Annotated in this window: 20 protein-coding genes and 1 pseudogene; 13 read left to right on the forward strand and 8 right to left on the reverse strand. The window is 69.3% G+C overall.

The window, feature by feature from the left end:
- Positions 1–74: 74 nt before the first annotated feature.
- Complete coding sequence (locus H305_RS0109195; RefSeq protein ID WP_037763079.1) at positions 75–1,445, reverse strand: ferric reductase-like transmembrane domain-containing protein; 1,371 nt, start codon at positions 1,443–1,445, stop codon at positions 75–77.
- A 128-nt stretch (positions 1,446–1,573) separates the two neighbouring features.
- On the opposite strand from H305_RS0109195, the gene H305_RS0109200 reads away from it, so the two are divergent.
- The 3 genes from H305_RS0109200 (at position 1,574) to H305_RS0109210 (ending at position 4,904) form a co-directional block, all read left to right on the forward strand.
- Positions 1,574–2,308 (forward strand): response regulator transcription factor, encoded by a 735-nt coding sequence (locus H305_RS0109200; protein ID WP_028800141.1) that lies wholly within the window; start codon positions 1,574–1,576, stop codon positions 2,306–2,308.
- Positions 2,305–3,777, forward strand: coding sequence for a sensor histidine kinase (locus tag H305_RS0109205; protein WP_028800142.1), 1,473 nt, complete (start codon positions 2,305–2,307; stop codon positions 3,775–3,777). The genes H305_RS0109200 and H305_RS0109205 overlap by 4 nt, the downstream gene beginning before the upstream one ends.
- Before the next feature lie 146 nt (positions 3,778–3,923).
- On the forward strand, positions 3,924–4,904 hold the full coding sequence (locus tag H305_RS0109210; RefSeq protein WP_028800143.1) for a threonine ammonia-lyase: 981 nt from the start codon (positions 3,924–3,926) through the stop codon (positions 4,902–4,904).
- Between the two features lie 417 nt (positions 4,905–5,321).
- Here H305_RS0109210 and H305_RS0109215 read toward each other — a convergent pair whose 3' ends face one another.
- Positions 5,322–5,681, reverse strand: coding sequence for a hypothetical protein (locus H305_RS0109215; protein ID WP_028800144.1), 360 nt, complete (start codon positions 5,679–5,681; stop codon positions 5,322–5,324).
- A 68-nt stretch (positions 5,682–5,749) separates the two neighbouring features.
- Between H305_RS0109215 and H305_RS0109220 the strand changes: the two genes are divergently transcribed.
- The 3 genes and pseudogenes from H305_RS0109220 to H305_RS54585 form a co-directional block, all read left to right on the forward strand.
- Positions 5,750–6,718, forward strand: a complete 969-nt coding sequence (locus tag H305_RS0109220; protein ID WP_028800145.1) for a Clp protease N-terminal domain-containing protein — start codon at positions 5,750–5,752, stop codon at positions 6,716–6,718.
- Positions 6,719–6,773: 55 nt separating this feature from the next.
- Complete coding sequence (locus tag H305_RS0109225; RefSeq protein ID WP_028800146.1) at positions 6,774–7,895, forward strand: FAD-dependent oxidoreductase; 1,122 nt, start codon at positions 6,774–6,776, stop codon at positions 7,893–7,895.
- A 94-nt stretch (positions 7,896–7,989) separates the two neighbouring features.
- Positions 7,990–8,200 (forward strand): annotated as a pseudogene (locus H305_RS54585) (GNAT family N-acetyltransferase); the annotation flags it as partial.
- A gap of 184 nt (positions 8,201–8,384) precedes the next feature.
- Here the strand turns inward: H305_RS54585 and H305_RS0109230 are convergent.
- The 3 genes from H305_RS0109230 to H305_RS0109240 all read right to left on the reverse strand — a co-directional run bounded on the left by H305_RS0109230 (position 8,385) and on the right by H305_RS0109240 (position 10,645).
- A complete protein-coding gene (locus H305_RS0109230) occupies positions 8,385–9,029 on the reverse strand; it encodes a dihydrofolate reductase family protein (RefSeq protein ID WP_028800147.1) in 645 nt (214 codons plus the stop codon).
- 312 nt (positions 9,030–9,341) lie between these two features.
- A complete protein-coding gene (locus H305_RS45095) occupies positions 9,342–10,007 on the reverse strand; it encodes an Asp23/Gls24 family envelope stress response protein (RefSeq protein ID WP_051370463.1) in 666 nt (221 codons plus the stop codon).
- Entirely contained in the window at positions 9,998–10,645 is a 648-nt protein-coding gene (locus H305_RS0109240; RefSeq protein ID WP_078628941.1) for a sigma-70 family RNA polymerase sigma factor, read from the reverse strand. The genes H305_RS45095 and H305_RS0109240 overlap by 10 nt, the downstream gene beginning before the upstream one ends.
- Before the next feature lie 142 nt (positions 10,646–10,787).
- On the opposite strand from H305_RS0109240, the gene H305_RS0109245 reads away from it, so the two are divergent.
- The 5 genes from H305_RS0109245 to amaP all read left to right on the forward strand — a co-directional run bounded on the left by H305_RS0109245 (position 10,788) and on the right by amaP (position 13,208).
- Complete coding sequence (locus tag H305_RS0109245) at positions 10,788–11,276, forward strand: Asp23/Gls24 family envelope stress response protein (RefSeq protein ID WP_028800149.1); 489 nt, start codon at positions 10,788–10,790, stop codon at positions 11,274–11,276.
- Between the two features lie 27 nt (positions 11,277–11,303).
- On the forward strand, positions 11,304–11,495 hold the full coding sequence (locus H305_RS0109250; RefSeq protein WP_028800150.1) for a membrane protein: 192 nt from the start codon (positions 11,304–11,306) through the stop codon (positions 11,493–11,495).
- A 209-nt stretch (positions 11,496–11,704) separates the two neighbouring features.
- A complete protein-coding gene (locus H305_RS54590) occupies positions 11,705–11,902 on the forward strand; it encodes a hypothetical protein (protein ID WP_051370464.1) in 198 nt (65 codons plus the stop codon).
- Between the two features lie 43 nt (positions 11,903–11,945).
- Positions 11,946–12,581 (forward strand): DUF6286 domain-containing protein, encoded by a 636-nt coding sequence (locus tag H305_RS45105; protein ID WP_234020680.1) that lies wholly within the window; start codon positions 11,946–11,948, stop codon positions 12,579–12,581.
- Positions 12,582–12,602: 21 nt separating this feature from the next.
- Complete coding sequence (gene amaP / locus H305_RS0109265) at positions 12,603–13,208, forward strand: alkaline shock response membrane anchor protein AmaP (RefSeq protein WP_028800151.1); 606 nt, start codon at positions 12,603–12,605, stop codon at positions 13,206–13,208.
- Between the two features lie 108 nt (positions 13,209–13,316).
- On the opposite strand, the gene fmdA is transcribed toward amaP, so the two are convergent.
- The 3 genes from fmdA to H305_RS56330 all read right to left on the reverse strand — a co-directional run bounded on the left by fmdA (position 13,317) and on the right by H305_RS56330 (position 15,700).
- Entirely contained in the window at positions 13,317–14,567 is a 1,251-nt protein-coding gene (gene fmdA / locus H305_RS0109270; protein WP_028800152.1) for a formamidase, read from the reverse strand.
- A 25-nt stretch (positions 14,568–14,592) separates the two neighbouring features.
- Positions 14,593–15,231 carry an AmiS/UreI family transporter gene (locus tag H305_RS0109275; protein WP_028800153.1) on the reverse strand — a complete coding sequence of 213 codons (639 nt, stop codon included), beginning with the start codon at positions 15,229–15,231 and terminating at the stop codon, positions 14,593–14,595.
- Between the two features lie 190 nt (positions 15,232–15,421).
- The gene (locus tag H305_RS56330; protein ID WP_078628942.1) at positions 15,422–15,700 is read right to left on the reverse strand and encodes an FmdB family zinc ribbon protein; all 279 of its coding nucleotides are present in this window, start codon (positions 15,698–15,700) and stop codon (positions 15,422–15,424) included.
- Between the two features lie 676 nt (positions 15,701–16,376).
- Here H305_RS56330 and H305_RS0109280 point away from each other — a divergent pair.
- Together H305_RS0109280 and H305_RS0109285 are read left to right on the forward strand one after the other, a co-directional pair.
- Complete coding sequence (locus H305_RS0109280; protein ID WP_028800154.1) at positions 16,377–17,540, forward strand: NAD-dependent formate dehydrogenase; 1,164 nt, start codon at positions 16,377–16,379, stop codon at positions 17,538–17,540.
- A gap of 372 nt (positions 17,541–17,912) precedes the next feature.
- Entirely contained in the window at positions 17,913–18,335 is a 423-nt protein-coding gene (locus H305_RS0109285) for a hypothetical protein (protein WP_028800155.1), read from the forward strand.
- The last annotated feature ends 1,101 nt before the right edge of the window (positions 18,336–19,436 follow it).

Consider the following 19,436-nt stretch of genomic DNA (forward strand, 5'->3'; position numbering starts at 1 on the left):
GAGAACCGTCACGGTGACGGTGGCGACGCAGGTCAGAGCCGTGCGTCGAACGGAGTGGACGCGCATGACAGGACTCACAGTTCGAAGGACTCGTAGTGGATACGTGAGGCCGGTACGCCGGCCGCGCGCAGGGCGTCGTACGCGGCGAGGGACAGACCGTGCGGGCCGCACAGGTACACGTCGTGCCGGGCGATGTCGGGCAGCAGGGCCCGTAGCCTCTCCGCGGTGATCGGGGCGCGGCGCCCGTCCGGGGCGTTGAGGGCGTAGACCAGGCGGGCCCCGCGTGCGGTGGCGATCTGCTCCAGCTCGTGGCGCAGTGCCAGCTCCTCGGCCGTCCGGCCGCGGTAGAGCAGGGTGAGTCCGCCGGGGGCCGCGGGCAGCGTCTCGAAGAGCGTACGCAGCGGGGTGATGCCCGTGCCGCCGGCGATGAGCAGGACCTTGTCCTGTCTGCGGCGCTCGGCGGTCAGCGCGCCGTACGGGCCTTCCGCCCACACCCGGGTGCCGCGGCGCAGTGTGGCGACGGCCGCGCTGTGATCTCCGAGTGCCTTGACGGTGATCCTCAGCCATCCGTCCCGGGGAAGGGCGGAGAGCGAGTACGGGTGCGAGGCGTGCCACATGCCGGGCGACAGGAACCGCCAGCGCAGGAACTGACCCGGCCTGACGTCGAGCCGATCCAGACGGCGACCGCGCAACCACACCGAGTAGACGTCGGGTGCCTCTCGTACGACGGCTTCCACGCGCAGCCGGTGACGTGCGTTGAGCCGCACCGGCCTCAGCACCCGGAACCAGACGACCAGGCAGGCGACCGACACATACAGCGCATACCAGGCAGCGCGGGCCGGCGCGCTCCCCACGAAGTCGGCACCGAGCGCGAGCTGGTGGGAGAAGGCGAGGAAAACGGCACCGTAGGTCAACAGGTGCAGGTAGTACCAGGTCTCGTAGCGCATCCGGCGGCGTACCGCACGCACCGAGGTGTAGCCGACGGCGAGCAGCACCGCGGCACCCGCCGTGCCTTTCAGCATCTCCGGCAGGTCGAACACCACCGTGGTGAACTCGGTGACCGGGTCGGTGTGCGCCTGTGCCGCGTAGCCGAGGGTGATCAGCACGATGTGGGCGAGGAGGAGGCCGACCGTCCAGCGTCCTGCCGACGCGTGCCAGCGAGCGGTACGGTCGCTGCCCACTCCGTTCTCCAGCCACGGCACCCGCGCCATCAGGGCGACGAGGAGGGCGCACATGTACCCGCACAGCAGCCCGGTGATCCGGCCCGCGCCGGTCAGCCAGCCGTCCGCACCGACCACGGAACCGGTGTCCTGCCACCACAGGGCGAGGACGGCGATGCCGCCGGCCCAGGCTGCGGCGAGCAGCGGCACGGCGGGCGACCGGCGGCCGGCCCGCTGCGGCGCGCGGTGCCGCACGGGCGGCGGGCTGTGGGTTGCGGCGGCCATCGGCGGCTCCTCACGAGGGTTCGGGCTGCCCACTGTGGTGCGGCAATCTCTGAGCGGGCTCTGAGCCGGGGCCGTGGGCGGCACGCTCAGAGGAAACTCAGAGCGGACCGAGAGATGCTGGGAGAGCCATGAACCCACGCCCAGCGGCCTTGACCCGCCCCGACGGCACACCCGTACGCGTCCTCGTCGTCGATGACGAACCCGACCTCGCCGAGGTCGTCACCGGCGCGCTGCGCTACGAGGGCTGGGAGGTGCGCTCCGCCGCCACTGCCCGGGCCGCCGTGCGCGAGGCCCACGAGTTCCAGCCGGACGCGGTCGTCCTCGACATCATGCTGCCCGACCGCGACGGCCTTTCCGTACTGCGCGAGCTGCGCGCGGAGCAGCCCCATGTGTGTGTGCTCTTCCTCACCGCCCGCGACACCGTCGAGGACCGCATCGCCGGCATCACGGCGGGCGGCGACGACTACGTCACCAAGCCGTTCAGCCTCGGTGAGCTGGTGGCCCGGCTGCGCGGCCTGCTGCGCCGCGCCGGCATGACCAGGGAACGGGCCGCGGCATCCCTCCTGATCGTCGGCGACCTGGAGATGGACGAGGACGCGCACGAAGTGACCCGCGGCGGCGACGCCGTCGAGCTGTCGCCCACCGAGTTCCAGCTCCTGCGCTGCCTCATGCGCCACCCGCGCCGCGTCCTGAGCAAGACGCAGCTGCTCGACCTCGTCTGGTCCTACGACTTCGGCGGCCAGGCCCATGTCGTGGAGCTGTACATCTCCTATCTGCGCAAGAAGATCGACGCGGGCCGTGAACCCATGATCCACACGGTGCGCGGCGCCGGCTACGTCCTCAAGCCGGCGGGCGGCCGGTGAGGCGGCCCCGCCTGCACACGCTGCGGGCCCGGTTCACCGCGGGGCTGCTGGTCCTGCTCGCCGTCGGCTGCGCCGCCGTCGGCATCGCCGCGGTCCTGGAACTGAACGGCTTCCTCACCGCCCGCCTCGACCAGCAGCTCTCCGAAACCAGCAGCGTCTTCGCAGCGAGCCTGGAACACCAGGGCACGGGCCGCGACGACCACGACGGCGACGAGCGCGGCGACACCCGCCGCCAGACCACCGGCACCCTGGGAGTCCGCCTCGTCGACGGGCACGTCACCAACGCCGCCGTGGTTGGCCCGGGCAGCGACACGACCGACCTGGTCGCCGTCGACCTCGGCAGCGGCGACACACAGGCACTGGCGGCCGTGCCCACCGACGGGCACGGCCACAGTGTCGAGCTGTCCACGCCCGGCGACTACCGGGTGATGGCCTGGCCGGGGCGCGACGGCGACGTCCTGATCACCGGCCTGCCGTTGGAGCCGGTCGAGGCCGCCGTACACCGTCTGGAACTCGTCGCAGGCAGCGTCTTCGGTCTGGCACTGGCCGGCGCGGGCATCGCGGGCGCCCTCTGGGTGCGCTGGTCGCTGCGCCCGCTCAGCCGCATCGCCGGCACCGCCACGCACATCAGCGAACTCCCGCTGGCCAGCGGCGAGGTGGCACTGCCCGCACGGGCCCCCGACACTCGCCCGCGCAGCACGGAGGTCGACCAGGTCACGCTCGCGTTCAACCGCATGCTCGGCCACGTCGAGAACGCCCTCACCCAGCGCCAGCGCAGTGAGGAACGGCTGCGCAGCTTCTCCGCCGACGCCAGCCATGAACTGCGCACGCCCGTCGCCTCGGTGCGCGGCCACGCCGAACTCGCGCTGCTCCACCCAGGGCCCGTGCCACCGGAGGTGACCCGCGCGCTGGAACGCATCGCCGCCGAGTCGGGCCGGATGGGCGCCATGGTCGACGATCTGCTGCTGCTCGCCCGTCTCGACGCGGGCCGCCCCCTGGCACACGAGCCGGTCGACCTGACCAGGCTCCTCCTGGACGCGGTCACCGACGCCCGCGCCGCCGGACCCGGACACCAGTGGTCACTGGAACTGCCCGAGGAACTCGTCACCGTGACCGGCGACGCCCACCGCCTCCAGCAGATCCTCGCCAACCTCCTCGCCAATGCCCGCCTGCACACACCACCGGGCACCAAGGTCACCACGGGCCTGGCAGTGGCCGATGACTCTGTCGTGGTCACCGTCACCGACGACGGGCCCGGCATTCCACCCGCTCTGTGCGAGCACCTCTTCGAGCGGTTCGTGCACGGTGACGGTCCACGCGGCGACGACGGGGGCGGTACGGGACTCGGCCTGTCCATCGTCGCCGCGGTCGCCGCCGCCCACAGCGGCACCGTCTTCGTGGCGAGCGAACCGGGCGCGACCACGTTCACGCTGCGTCTGCCGCGGCCCGGAGCCGACTCCGGCCAGTGAGTCGGAGAAGCCCCCCTTTGTGCATACATGCGACAGTGGCTCCGTCGGCGCCATCCGCTGCGCGCGCCACTCTTCCCGCCACCGGAGCACCCTCGGGCCATCGGGATCACCCCGGGTTCGTGCGGGCGGCGCTATGCTGCCCTGTCGTGCACGAGACGCGCCTCGACACTGCTCGGATCCGCTCGGCTCGCCGGGTGATCGACCCGATTTTCCTCGACACCCCGCTGTACCGCTGCGAAGCACTGGAGCCGCATCTCGGGTGCGCCGTGAGCATCAAGCTCGAAACGGCCAACCCGGTCCGCAGCTTCAAGGCCCGCGGCACCGAGGTGGTGGCGAGCCTGCTGGCGGACCGTGGTTCGCGAGCCGTGGTGTGCGCCAGTGCCGGCAACCTGGGCCAGGCCCTCGCCTGGTCCGGTCGCGGGCGCGGGCTCGATGTGACCGTAGTGGCATCCCGATTCGCGACGGCGGCCAAGCTCGATCGCATCCGCGCGTTGGGTGCCGGGCTGGAACTGGTGGACGGCGACCACGAGATGGCTCGCGAACGGGCGGCGGCCGTCGCACAGCGCGACGGCATCCGTCTCGTCGAGGACAGCCTGGACATCGAGACCTGCGAGGGTGCGGCGACCATCGGCCTGGAACTGGTGGACGCCATGCCGTCGTTCGACACGGTCCTGATCGCCCTCGGCGGCGGGGCGCTGGCCACCGGCGTGGGGCATGTGATGAAGGCCTTGGCGCCCGAGGTCGAGGTGATCTGCGTCCAGCCGCGAGGCGCACCGGCGATGACGCTCTCGTGGCACGAGAGGCGCGTCGTCACCACCGACTCGACGGACACCATCGCTGACGGCGTCGCCGGCCGACTCCCCATCCCGGCCGTCCTGGACGACCTCCTGCTCACCGCCGACGACGCCGTACTGGTCCAGGAGAAGTCGATCATCGCCGGCATGCGGATCCTCCACGACCACGCGGGCCTCGTCGTCGAACCGTCGGCCGCGCTCGGCATCGCGGCGATCCTCGAAGACCGTGACCGCTTCGCCGGCCGCCACATCGTCACCATCGTGTGTGGCAGCAACGTCGATGTGGACGCCTACCATCGATGGGTCGGCGCGGCCAGGCGCCACAGGTCGTGACCGTCGATCCGCGCGGCGACAGCCCACGACGTCGCGTCGATGCCCCAAGGTGTGCCGTGCACCGCCCCTGATCGTGCTGCCGTACCGGCCCGGCGGGCCGCCCGCGCCATCGAGTTACAGGGACGGGCCGACCCCTCACTCGACGCACACGGCCCAGGTTCCCTGGCCAGAACACGCCGGACAACCACAGGGCCTGCGCTCCGATCACAGGCTGGGACCACACCCTTCACTCACCCGGCACTCACCACCGACCCGATCCGGCCACCCCTCCACGTCGCCTTGAGCGGCTGACCGTGACATGCAGACGGCGGACTTGCCCCGGGTACGGCAGCGGCTGCCCACCTGATCCAACTGCACAGTCACCGCGGGGGAGTGGTGGCACGGTCCGGCTTGACGGCACGGTGCCGCTCGCGCCGGTCACTTCCGTTCCAGCGCCGCCAGCCGCAGCTCAAGCTGGTCAACCCGGTGCCGCAGCAGGGTGACCTGGGCTTCCAGGCTGATTTCTCGCTCCGCCCTGCGCTGAATACGTGGTGACGCGGCGGCGCGCTCGATCACCGCGTCCAGCCGGACCAGGCGCTGCGGCCCGTTCGGGCCGTCCACCAGCCGGGACTGGATCTCGCCGTTGCGGTACCAGGACCGCAGGGCCGAGCGGGAAACGCCGGTCTCGGCTTCCGCCTTGGCCAACGTGACCCAGGGTTTCTCGTCCAGCTGCTCGAACAGCTCCAGCTCGTTCCGCCAGCGCGCGAGCCGGTCCTCCCAGTCCGACGGTGTCTCCATCACACCCTCCTTTCAGCACGGTGACCCTAGCAATAGCAGCGTATTGACATGGTTGGGACCATGGAAGCATGACTTTTGAAAGGTTCACGGTGAAGGCCCGCCGGTCGGTCGTCGCGGCCCAGGAGCAGGCGAGGCTGCTCAAGCACCATCAGATCGGCACGGAGCACATCCTGTTGGGACTGCTCGACGTGCCGGACAGCATGGCGGCGAAAGTCCTGAACCGGCTCGGGTACGACAAGGAGACGGCACAGGCCGATATCGCCGCGGTGGTCGAGCCCGGCACCGGCGAACTGAGCGGCCACATCCCGTTCGCGGCGCCCGCGAAGAAGACGCTGGAACTCGCCCTGCGTGAGGCGCAGCAACTGCACCACAACGACATCGGCACGGAGCACATCCTGCTCGCCCTGGTCAGGGAGGGTGAGGGCGTCGGCGCGAAGGTGCTGGCCGAGCGGATCACTCCGATCAGCAAGATCCGTGCCACGGTGCTGGCAGCGCTGGAGGGACCGCAGGACGTCGCGGCCGGCCCATGGCCGGCCGGCACACCTGCGACCGAGGACACCATGTCCACCGCCAGTGCCCTGGCCGGTGGCGCACCGGTCGGCAGCCATCACCTGCTTGAGGCGATGCTGCAGGCGGAGAACAGCATGGCGGCCAGGGCGCTGCGCGAACTCGGGGTCGACCCGGACGCGGTCGCCGCCAAGATCGACGAGCTGGATCCGGAGACCACCACGGACGCGAACCCGGAGGAGGCCGCCGCGCGCAAGATGGAGATCCGGGTGGTCGACGACGAGGTGCACCTGATCCTGCGGGACCCGGCGACGGTCACGATCGCCAGGAAGGTCACCGAGCTGTCCGACGGCCCGATCCAGGGTCTCGGGCCGGTCGCCGGCATGTTCGTTCCGCTCTGGCGGTCGGCCAACCAACTGCTGCTGCAGATCCAACGCGTGCTGGAACCGGAGTCCGAAGAAGACGGCGCCGCCACGAGCAATGTGGCCAAGGCTGTGCGTACGGTGCTCGCGCCCCGGTTCCGCCGGTGAACCGGCCGAACAGCGGCCGGAGCCTGGCGGTGGGGCAGGCGAGGGCGGGGGCTCGATGAGCGCGACCATCACAGTCGTCGGAGCCGGCTTGGGCGGCCTGGCCCTGGCCCGTGTGCTGTACATGCACGGCATCGACGCCGTCGTGTACGAACGTGAAGCGTCGCGCGACGCGCGCGGTCAGGGCGGCATGCTCGATCTGCACTCCGGGACCGGGCAGCGGGCGATGCGCGAGGCCCGCCTGATCGACCAGTTCCACGCGATCGCCCGTCGCGCAGGCCAGGACCTGAGACTTCTCGAGCCGGACGGCACCCTGCTGCTGCAGGAGGACACGCCCGACGACGCCCCCCTCGAGCGACCTGAGGTCGACCGTGCCGATCTGCGCAAGGTGCTGCTGGCCTCTCTCCCCGAACATGCGGTGCGCTGGGGGCACGCGCTCGAATCCGCCGACGACGGACTGCTGCACTTCGCGGACGGCAGCAGCGCGACGTACGACCTGCTGGTCGGAGCCGACGGCGCGGACTCCCGGGTCCGTGCGCTGCTCACCGACGCCCGGCCGGTGCACACCGGCCAGAACGTCGTCGAACTCGGTGTTCCCGACATCGACCGTACCCACCCCGACCTCGCGGCGATGGTCGGACGCGGCAACTACTGGGCGCTGGGCAGCGGCCAATCCCTGTCGGCGCAGCGCAACGGCGACGGCCGCGTACGTATCTACCTCAGCTTCTACGACACCGCCGAGGACTGGTTCGCGACCAGTGGGATCCCGTTCGGGGACCCAGCCCGCGCCCGGGCGCGGCTGAGCGACCTGTTCACCGGCTGGGACCCACGGTTCACCGCACTGATCGCGGCCAGCGACGAAACGGTCCTGCCGCGGGCGATCACCACGCTCCCGGTCGGCCTGACCTGGCCGTCGAGACCGGACGTCACACTGCTCGGCGACGCCGCACACCTGATGCCGCCGGTGGGGCAGGGCGCCAACATGGCGCTGCTCGACGGCGCCCTGCTCGGCCTCGCACTGGCAGCGCACCCGGACGACCTTCCCGCCGCCGTCAAGGAATACGAACGCGAGATGTTCGAACGCACCAGCGTCGCCGGCCGGCAGTCCGCGCACATCCAGGAGATCCTGGCGTCGCCCGACGCGGGCCGGAAAATGCTCGCGTTCTTCCGACCCGGCTGAAGGCAACCGAATACGACATGCGTCTCGGTGCCCGGGCAGAAGCCGAGCCCACCTGAGGGGGAGCGCCTGCGGAGGGCCGCTGCGCCGAAGCTCCAGAACCGACCTCTGGCGACTCGACATCGCAGATGGCGAAGGGCCGGGGCCATGGTCGCTTCGCGGTCGAGTCCGTGGCCGCTGAGATCCGCCGTCGCGGCGGCAGTCGCCTGACCATCACTTGGCACCCGGGCGCGGGTGGACCCGAGGGTTTCTGCCTCGGACTCGGATGCCGATCGACGGGTGAGACCAGCGGAGGTCGAACAGTCGGCGAGCCCTGGCCTTGTGCCAGGGCTCGACCTGACGGACGGGCTCCAGGCAGCACCTCTCACGCCTGTCACTGCCCCAGGACGGGTGAACGCCGGACGAGGCAGTCGTCGCCGAGCACCTCGCGCCGTGCCTCCGCGGCCTTTCGCGAATCACGGTCGACTTCACGGAGCCTGGTGCGAGGCGGCTTCAGTCATCGCGTCCGGCACCGTGGTCGGGGGCGGTCATGTCCCCTGTGGTGGGTGTGCCTTCGGCGAGTCCGTAGCGCAGGTACACGGTGCCCTGCGGACCGGCTACCGGCGGTTCGAGGAGTGTGACACTCGTGGGCACCACGCCGCCGTCGAACACCTTCTTCCCGACGCCGAGCATGATCGGGTGCACCCAGAGGTCGAGACGGTCGAAGAGCTTCTCGCGCAGGAGGGTCTGCACCAGGTCCAGGCTCCCGACGACCTTCACGTGCTCGTGCCGGTCACGGATCTCGCGCACCGCGCCCCCCAGATCCGGGCCGAGCTGCGTGGACCCGGCCCACGAGAGGTCGGCCCTGCCGCGGGAGGCCACGTACTTCGGGACGCTGTTGAAGAGCGTGGCTATCTCGTTGCCCTTCCCGCCCTCCTGGTGCGGCCAGTAGGCGGCGAAGATGTCATACGTCCGCCGGCCGAGCAGGAGGGCGTCCGTACCCTCGTACGCGGCACTGATCTGCGCCCCGGTGACCTCGTTCAGCAGCGGTGCCTGCCAGCCGCCGAACGGGAACCCCACCGGGTCCTCGTCGGGGCCGCCGGGTGCCTGTCCGACGAGGTCGAGGGTTGCGAACAGTTCGATGTGGATGAGACCCATGGCGTGCCCCTGGTGAGTCGGTCGTCTCGGTCGCAATGTAGACCTGCGGTCGCGGGCGGACTCATCGCTGGGACGGCCCTGGCTTCGTATTCGCGGCGATAGCCGCCTGCCACTCGCGTCGCGTCACAGCCTGCGCCCCCGGGCGCGCGGTGGAGCTTCCCGCGGCCGCCGTCACCGAGACACTTCCGCGGACTCACCCTCGGTGCCCAGGGAGTAACGCCGGACGGTGGGCGGCGGTGCCCTCCCGGGCTCGGCCCGATCGCATGGCCGTCACCGCCGAGGGGTGCACGCGGTCATGGTGGGCTGTCCGGCTCACCACCCGCGGATGGTGTTTGCACGCACGGCCGGTGCTGTCGTGGGCTGCACGTCGATCACTGTGCAGTCGACCGCTGTAACCGCCAGCCCCAGGGTCTGCTCGGCGGCGTCCGTCAGCGAGCAGCGCACCCGTTCGGCCGTCTCGGGCAGAGAGCGGTCCAGGCCTGCGGAAAGAGTGATGCTCACACGAACTCCCACGTCATCGTCGGCTCGTGTGATGCGGCAGCTCGCGGCGGTGACACCCGGTATCGCGTCCGCCGCGCGTCGCAGCACGGCGGCGGCGGTGTGTTCGGTGATCTGCAGGCCGCGCGTGGGGTCGTTCAGCGGCAGTCCCGTCCCCGGCCGTACCTCGTGCCGGACGATGTCCATGACACGGGACACGAGGCGCTGTGTGCTCGGAGGCGAGCGCTTGCGCAGGACCGTGGTCGCGGCGTTCAACGCGGCCAGTCCTTGGACGGCGGCGCGGCAGTAGGGACACTCGGCCAGGTGAGGGTCGGCGGGCGCGAAGCTGTCGCGGGCGTGCTCCCAGGCGCGGCTGAGGTGTTGCCCGCAGGTGAGTACGTCGTCGACGCCCCGGCCGATCTCGTCGAGGGGTGTGCTGTGCGACGGCCTCGGTCGATGTGCGGGTTCCGGAGGCTGAGGGGGATGGTCGCCTAGCGCCATGAGCTCAGCGCCTCCTTCAGCGATCGACGTGCTCGGAACAGTCTCCCGCGGACCGTTTGCTCGGTGGTGCCGGTCACCTGGGCGATCTCCGCGTAAGACAGGCCGTGCAGTTCCCGCAGGATCCAGCAGAGCCGCTGCCGCGGTTCCAGGGCGCCGAGTGCGTGGACCAGGGCGTCGGTGAGTGCGTCCTGTTCGGCTGACCGGACGGGAGAGCTGCGCATGCCGGGGGCGGCGAGTGCGGCCACCGAGTCCAACGGTACCGGGGCCGGCCGGCGACGCAGGGAGTTGAGACAGCGGTTGGCGGTGATGCGGTACATCCAGGTGCTGAAGGCCGAGGCGTGGCGGAATTCGGGCAGGCGCCTCCAGGCGCTGATGAATGCGTCCTGCACGGCGTCTTCGGCGTCCTGGGCGTTGCCGAGCGTGTGGAAGGCCATGGCGAGCAGGGGGCGGCTGTGGCGGCGTACCAAAGTGGCGAAGGCTTCCTCGTCTCCTTCGCCGGCCCGGGTCGCCAGTATGTCGTCCGGTGTGCCGAGCAGCCTGTCTGTCGGGCTCGGGCTCGGGGGAGGGGGCTGTGGGGGTGGTCCGGGACGGGCAGGGGCTTCCGTTCGGCGCGGGGAGGCGCTGGCGTTGCGTGTCACGTCTGCACCTCCTTCTGGCGGTGTTACGTGTTCCCGTGTTGAGGGATGTGATTCGAGTTCGTGACGATTTGTCCGACAGGTGTGTCCAACCATGTGACGGGCGCTGTGCCGGTGCCCGCAGCGATGGATCGAGGCGACTGTCATGACGGACACCACCGACCGGCCCTCCACCGGACAGGACGGCTCCCGTGGGGCCGCGACCATGCTGAAGGGGCCCACCGGCGCCGGCACCTCACCCGAGACACGGGGCAGAACGACCATCGCCGACGGCGTCGTGGCCAAGATCGCGGGGATGGCGGCCCGAGAAGTACCCGGTATCCACGCCCTCGGTGCGGGCATGGCCCGCGCCATCGGCGCCATGCGCGAACGCGTCCCCGGTGGGGGGGCCGGCGGCGTCAGCCGCGGCGTGAAGGTCGAGGTGGGCGAAAGCCAGGCTGCTGTGGACCTCGATGTCGTCGTGGAGTACGGCTACTCCATCGTCGACGTGGCAGCCGAGGTCCGCGTCAACGTCATCTCCGCCGTGGAGCGCATGACCGGCCTGGAGGTCGTCGAGGTCAACCTCGTCGTCGACGACGTGAAGCTTCCCGACGAGGAAGAAGAGAGCGAGTCGGCTCAGGGGCGCGTCCAATGATTTGTCGGTGGGACAGGTGAGTGAGCGATGAATACAGCAACAGTGGGTCTGGCGGCCGGAATGGCACTGGGTTTCGCCGGCTACTTCGGCGGCTTCTGGGCTTTCCTCCTGGTGGCCGCCCTGGGCGCGGTGGGCCTGGTCGTCGGTCTCGTCCTGCAGGGCGACATGGACGTGTTCACCCGGCGGCAACGAGACATGTCCACCCGGCGGCAAGGGTGAGCACCACCCCGGGCGTCCGCTCACCGGCGCACGCGCAGGGCGGGCACGCGCCCGACACCCGACGGCCCCCGCCGCCTGCCGAGCGTGGCGCGACGGTGATACCGGATCGGGTCGTGGCGCGCATCGCCGCCCGTGTCGCGAGTACGGCACTGCACCGGCTCGGCGGGCCTGGAGAGCCGCTCACGGAGATGGCCGCACCTGGTGTTCGCGTGAGCACGCACGAGGGGACGGCGCACCTCGCACTGTCGGTGGACCTTCCGTACCCCACCGACATCGCGGGCGCCTGCCGGCACCTGCAACGGGAAGTAGCGGACCGGGTGGCCCAGTTGACAGGCCTGCACATCAGCGCCGTCACGTTGATCATTCGGCGGCTGGCCACTGCAGACCGGCCGGGCCGCGTCCAGTGACGCCGCCGTCCGAGCGCCACAGAACCGGCAAAGGAGGGTCGTCATGACACTCGACGCCCAGGGGGCTGCTGACACCGCACGGCCGGGCGGGCACGCTCCCGAGGCGCAGCCCCAGCCGCCCGACGGCGGGGGTACGAGGTCACCGCGCCTGTGGTCGCCGCGCCGCGTCCCAGCCGCACTGGTCGCGGTGGTGACGCTCTGTGTCGCAGGGACGCTTCTGTACGACGTGATCGCCGCGCGCGCCGGACAGCCTGACAGGGCGTGGCGCACCCGCCTCGCCGACGAGTTCGCCACCCGGCCGGTGGACGACCCTTGGCTGCTGATCGGTGGCGCCGTCGCCGCAGTGCTCGGTCTGTGGCTACTGGTCCTCGCATTCACCCCCGGCATGCGACGGCTGTTGCCGCTACGGACGCCTGAGGGCTGCGCGGAGGTGGGGGCGTGGCTGAACCGGCGTGGCGCCGAATTGCTGCTGCGGGATGCGGCGTTGCGGGTCCCGGGCGTCAGCCGAGCCCGTGTCCGGGTCGGCCGCCACCGCGTCAGCGCCCGCGCGGACGTCCGCTTCCGTGATCCCGAGACCGTCCGCGGAGAACTCGCCCAGGCGTTGCACGAACAGTGCCGTCAGCTCGCTCTGGCACACACGCCGCGGCTGGCGGTTCGCACACGGCAACCCACCGGTTGACCCAACCCCAGGAAGCGTGCCATGAACGGTCGATCCACACTCAACCGTCTCCTGCTGGCCGTCAGCGGCCTGGTGCTGCTCGGTGGCGGCCTGCTGGTCCTGGCCGCGGGCCTCGACCTCTACCGTCGGCTTCACCTGGCACCGCCCGCCGACTGGCCGTGGGCCACGCCCCACGACGTCCTGCTCAGCAGGGCCGACCGCACCCGTTGGAGCGACCAGGGCTGGTGGTGGCCCGCTGTCATCGCCGGCCTCTTCCTGACAGTCGTCCTGGCCCTTCTGTGGCTGCTCGCCCAAGTACGTCGCCACCGTCCCGATTCGGTGGACCTGGGCGGCACGCGGCCACCCGACAACGTCGAACTGAGAGCCAGTGCCCTCAGCGACGCGATCACCACCGAAACACGTGCGCTGACCGATGTCGAGCACGCGCATGTCCACATCAGCGGACGGCCGGCGCACCCGCGCCTCCGAGTGGCCCTCACACTGACCGAGCACGGCGCACCCGGCCCCGTGCTGCAGGCGCTGTGTACGGGCCCGGTCGCGCGTGCACGCGACTGCACCGGAGTGGCCCACCTACCTGCCCGAGCTCGTTTCGACGTCGGCAGGCACAAGGCGCGCCGCGTCCACTAGAGCCCGCGCCGCGTCCACCAGAGCCACAGAGGAGGCGCCACCGAGGTTATCGGTGACGCCTGTGTGTCGATCGGCAGATGTACTTTCGCGAACCCCTCGTTGTCCGGTTCAGGCAGTGGTCAGCGCGGCTTGGCCGCGGTCGGCCTTGTTCGGGCCCGCGGCGGTCGGCCGGACGTCGAAGTCGAACATGGCGGTGGGTACGTAGAGGGAGCAGCAGGCGTTGGGAATGTCGACTATGCCGCTGATGCGTCCCTCTATCGGCGAGGAGCCGAGCAGCAGGTACGCCTGCTCTCCGCTGTAGCCGAACTTCTTGAAGTACTCGACGGCGTTGAGGCAGGCCCGGCGGTAGGCCAGCGTCGCGTCGAGGTAGTAGTTCGTGTCCGTGTCATGGTCCACGGAGATGCCGATGAACGTGAGGAACTCCGTGTACCTCGGCTCGACGTTGCCCGGGATGAACACGGGGTTGGTGGAAATGCCGTACGTCTCCATGCCGCCCTTGATCAGGTCGACGTGGAAGTCGATGAAGCCGCCCATCTCGATGGCGCCGCAGAAGGTGATCTCTCCGTCGCCCTGGCTGAAGTGGAGGTCGCCTCCGGAGAGCTTGGCGTCCTTGACGTGCACGGGGTAGAAGACTCTCGATCCCCGGGTGAAGTTCTTGATGTCGTGGTTGCCTCCGTTCTCGCGGGCCGGCACCGTGCGCGCGCCTTCCGCGCCGATGCGCTGTGCGAGGTCTCCGGTGGCCGTGCCGGCAAGGGCGTTGGTGCTGTCCGGCGGTACGGCGAGGGGCGGGACACGGTTGGGGTCCGTGTCGATGAGTGCCTGCTCGCGAGCGTTCCAACGGGCGAGCATCTCGGCGGACGGGGCGGTTCCGAACAACCCGGGGTGGGTGATTCCGGTGAAGCGAATCCCGGGAAGGTGGCGGGAGACGGCCTGCTGCCCGTGGAAGTCCCATACCGCCTTGTAGGCGTCCGGGAAGTAGTCAGTCAGGAAGCCTCCGCCGTTGGCCTTGGCGAAGATGCCGGTATAGCCCCAGCCCTGTCCTGCCGCGTCCCCGGTCTGCTGCGGCACGGGGCCGAGGTCGAGGATGTCGACGACGAGCAGGTCGCCGGGTTCGGCGCCCTCCACGCCTATCGGGCCGCTGAGCATGTGCGGGATGGTCAGATCGATGTCGCGTACGTCGTTCGCGGTGTCGTTGTTGCCGACCTGGCAGTCGGTCCAGTCGCGGCACTCCATACGGAACTCTGCTCCTGGCTTCACCATGGCGACGGTCGGGATGTCCGGGTGCCATCTGTTGTGGCCGGGCACATCCTGGTCACGCATCGACTTGGCATGGTCCACGCTGAAGAGAATTTCAGGCATGAGAACTCCTCATTCTTTGATCCGGTCACGTCGGTGCGTCCACGCTTCCGGCCGGCGGGGCGGTCGAGGTGGCCTGGCGCGACTTCCGGGTGAGTGGCCACAGGGCCGCGAACACGACCACGCCGAAGGCGCCCAATGCGATGGCGGTCTCGTCGGGGTGCTTCCAGTAGCCGGAGAGCAGCAGGCCCGCCGGGATCACGCCGGTGACCCAGCCTTCGATCGCCGTGACCCAACCGGTGTAGATCGTGAGGCTCTCCTTCTTGAGACCGAGCAGCAAGAAGAACAGGAACCACAGGAAGGACCAGTAGAGCCAGATGACCCCGAAGGGATAGTCCTTGAAGAGATGGAAACTGACGTACGAGTACCCCAGAGCGACGACCGCCACGAACAGCGAGTAGTAGCCGACACCGCTGGTGTCGAGACCGATGAGCAGGCCGATACCTACGTAGAGGTAGGTGAAGCCGAACAGGAAGATGCCGGACGCGGCCAGGATCTTCGTGTTGTCGCCGTTCGCGGTGAAGATGAGGTAGGTCGGCGTCAGTACCTGCAGTGCGCCTACGAAGAGGTTGAACACTGCTCCCGACCGGGCATCTACCTTCCCGAGGAGCAGCAACCCGTTCATGAAGAGCACCGCGCCGACAAAGAGCAGTCCCACGTTTCCCACGGGACGCACCTCCTAGGTCCGCGTGGCCGGGGCGGAATCGGGTAATTCCTGGACTGCGGGCCGCGGATGAGTTGCCGCGAATGTGCGTCATCCATGGGCCCGCATGGCGTGATGCCGCATTCTGCGCACCACTACGGGACGACGTCGTTTCGATGTCGTACGAGACGTTCTGCCTTGTCCACCACCGCCCTCAGGGACGCGGCAACCGCGAGAGTGCGGGGTGAGGACGCCTTGGCGCCCTCGTGCGTGGCGGCACTTCGGAGACTACTGCCGGGGCCTCGCGTGCCTGTTCCTCCTGCACATGGAGGGCGGCGACCGAATTCGAGGTCAGTGAGAGGCCGGGCGAGGAATACACGCGTCTCGCGACGGCGGCGCAAACAGGGCAACCGTAAACCTTGGGAGCCGTCCCGATCTGCAACTTCACATCGAACGACCCGCAACGGCTGCATAGATATTCGTAGGTGGCCATCAGCAGCCTCCGGATTTCGGTGGACGCCAGCCAACCCTGCTATGTTGTGGCGCGCCCGGACGGGCCGATGCCACAGCATGATTCCTAACTTCAAGGATTCGTCTCGTAATTCCGCGTGTCAAGTCCGGGAGAGTATCCGCAAGGCCCTGATCGGCTTCCGACCCTTGGGAGGCTGTGATGACTTCGCTCCACTCTGTCGCCTGACGAGCTCTCACATGCGACAACTGCTGGTGGGACGGGGTCGTCGAGCCGGCAGGTTGCTCCGGACAGCCCGGCCTCGTGCGCCCGGCGAGCAACGACCCTCATCGGACAAGCCGTCGAGCCGCTCGGACAAGATCGGCCGCCGCCGCTTGCGGACCGGCCCACGGAGATCCGCGGGCGGCGGACCACACGGACGGGTGCGACCTCAGGGGCGGCACACCCCGGCGCCATCCGTGCGCATAACGTCAGCACGGCAGCAGGGTTCGGCTCCTCCTTACGGGAGTTCGGCTGCGTGGACGCTGTCGCCCGGACTCCTGACATAGGCCTCATCGAAATGGCTGCATCCCTATCCATTGGCCCAACCCCCCATCAGGCGTGGGGATTGCAGCATCACCGCCAGCTCAATTAAAATTGGAGATCATCGGTACCCGACCGGTCTCGCCGGAGACAGCGGAACCACCGATGGAGGACGACCATGGCAAAGATCCTTGCGGTGCTCTATCCCGACCCCGTGGACGGTTATCCTCCGGACTACGCCCGCGACGAAATCCCGGCCATCACCGGCTATCCGGGCGGTCAGACGACGCCGACCCCACAAGGCCTGGATTTCACTCCGGGGCAGCTCCTCGGCAGCGTCTCGGGAGAACTGGGACTACGCCGGTTCCTGGAAGACCGGGGCGACACCTATGTCGTCACCAGTGACAAGGAACCACCCGAATCCACTTTGGACCGCGAGCTGCCCGACAGTGACGTGGTCATCTCGCAGCCCTTCTGGCCCGCCTATCTGACCGCTGAGCGGATCGCCGCCGCACCCCGGCTCAAACTCGCGATCACCGCGGGGATCGGGTCGGACCATGTCGACCTGCCGAGCGCGATCGCCCACGGCATGACGGTGGCGGAGGTGACCTTCAGCAACAGCATCAGCGTGTCCGAACACGCCGTCATGCAGATCCTCATCCTGGTGCACAACTTCGTGCCCGCCCACGACTGGGTGACCGGCAAGAAGGGCTGGAACATCGCGGACAGCGTCGCGCGCGCCTACGACATCGAAGGCATGGACGTCGGCGTCCTCGGCTCCGGCCGCATCGGTCAGGCCGTACTGCGCCGCCTCAAGCCCTTCGAGGTGAATCTGCACTACTCCGACGTGCACCGGCTCCCCAGGGAGGTCGAGGAAGAACTTGGGCTGACCTGGCATCCTGACGCACGTTCGCTCGCCGCCTCGGTCGATGTGCTGTCGATCCACGCGCCGCTGCATCCGCAGACGCAGAACCTCTTCGACGAAGACATGATCGGGGCCATGAGGCGCGGTTCGTACATCGTCAACACCGCACGCGCGCTCATCGTCGACCGGGACGCCGTGGTGGCGGCCCTCAACAGCGGCCAGCTGGCCGGCTACGCGGGCGACGTCTGGTACCCGCAGCCGCCCCCGCCCGATCATCCTTGGCGCACCATGCCGTCCGAGGCGATGACTCCGCACGTATCCGGTTCGACCCTCTCGGCACAGGCCCGTTACGCGGCCGGTACCCGCGAGATTCTGGAATGCTGGTTCGACGGGCGCCCCATCCGTTCGGAGTACCTGATCGTCGACGGCGGAGGGCTTGCCGGAACGGGAGCGCGTTCCTACACAGTCGCCGGATAGCGCGTGTGAGTCGGAACGGCGCGGCTGGCTGCCGCCGGACGACGGTGACAGTTCGCCCCGGGCCTGACCGTCGGCACTCCAATAATTCCGGCTGGTAGCAGTCGTCGGACAGCGGACAAGAAATCAACAGAAGATCGATTGGAAGATTCAGCCGAAGATCCATGAGTGGAGCAATGGACCTTCGGCTGTGTCATGCCTGATGAGAGCCCACGCCTGTCGTGACCCGATTCACTCCGAATCTGCTAGCAAGGAGCGATCGGGACCTTTAGCTTGCTTAATAGACAGATTTTCCTATGCGGAGGCGCTGGCGCCGCGCATACTGTTTCGCAAGTTGACCAAGGCGAATGCCGGGAAGGTGGTTCAGTGAGCAGCATGGACGCCGTGTGGGTACGGGGCGTGAACGGCATTCAGATGCATCACGTGACCGATCTTCAGGATGCCGGCAGATTTCTGGGCAACGCAGCCATGGCGCTGCGGGCCGCACACGTCCGGACCGGCGCCGACCGGTACTCCAGCATCGCCGCCGAGCTGAAGAGCCTGGTGGAGCGAGTGCGGGAGCTGGAGGACGAGGCGCGGACGAGCATGCACGACCTGCACTCGAACGACCCCGAGCGGTTCGTCCGCTGCAGGGACGGTCACGAGCCGTGGCCCGGTGAGATCCCGGCGGGATTCATCCCGCGCCATACCTGCAAGGACGAGTGCCTCTACCACGACCGTGAGGTCCTTGAGGCCATCACGCAGTGCACCTGCGGCCGGCCGCCGTGCCAGGCATGCGAGATCGGCGGAAAGCTCTGACCAGCGGGAACGGGACCGAAAGGGGCCTTGGGTCCCCGTAGGTCCGTCGTGACCGCACTCTCCTGCGGGACCAGGCCCGGACCTGTCCTGTGCGCCGGTTCGGTCCGTCGCGAAGCCCCACCGCATGGCGAGAAACTCCCTCGTTCATGCGGGGCAGGAGCTGGAGGTGGGCCTCCTCGGCCTCATGCCCGAGCGCCCGGTCGGGATCCAGGAAGTGCCGGCAGCCGGCGATCTCTGATCGACGGCGCGCCGGAGGATTCGCAGACGGTGAGCCGATACGCCCTCATCCGCCGGCTTCCACACGGGTGGGAGTTTCACGCACGCAGCTCAAGGCAGGCGCCTGATTCGGCCCACCAGGCTGGAGCGCATGCCACTGCGGCGTCGACCAGGTCGTCTCTGGGTCGACCAGGTCGTTTTTGGCAGGCCCGGATCGCGCGGCCAGGCCTTGATCGCACCGGCGAAACCCCGGGAACCGAAACGAGCCGATCCCGGGCCTCACCTTCTCGAATGCCTGCGGCCCGCTCCGGCCGGTTACGCGAGATCCTCGCTGACGAACAGGGCCGCGCGGAATCCGCGTGGTGGGCCTCGTGCCGGCGCGCATCGAAACGGATCGTGTGCGTGCGCTCGACGCGCGGGCCGGGGATCCGAATCCACCGGCGAACGTGCGATGGGCCCGTGTCCCCCTTGCGCCGCTACGGCAATACCGACATCCCAACGGCGGACTACGGCTGCGCGAAGACCTCCGCTGCAAAAGGAATGCCCCTCCTGGCGTTGAACGGGGTCAGCTGACGAGCTGTCGGGGCCACGGCTGACCGAGGCGACGAAGGCCCGGCCGCAGGCGGCGGCGAGGGCGAGCAGGGCCCACCGGTAGCCGCTTGTGCAGACGTCTACGGTGCGGGGCCAGGCCGGAGACCTCCAGGCGCTCGGGCCGGGCCCCGGAGACGAACTCCTCGATGAACCGTCGCCCCCATCGCCAAGTCCGCACTGGTGACAAGCGCACTTTTGGTGACCGGAGTTGCACCGCCCTTCTTACAGTCCACAGTTGTGACCTGAGTCACGGAGATCTCCGGGAACCCGGTGGCGCGTGCGGACAGGATCAGG

The organism is Streptomyces sp. 142MFCol3.1, assembly GCF_000424945.1.
Lineage (GTDB): Bacteria > Actinomycetota > Actinomycetes > Streptomycetales > Streptomycetaceae > Streptomyces > Streptomyces siamensis.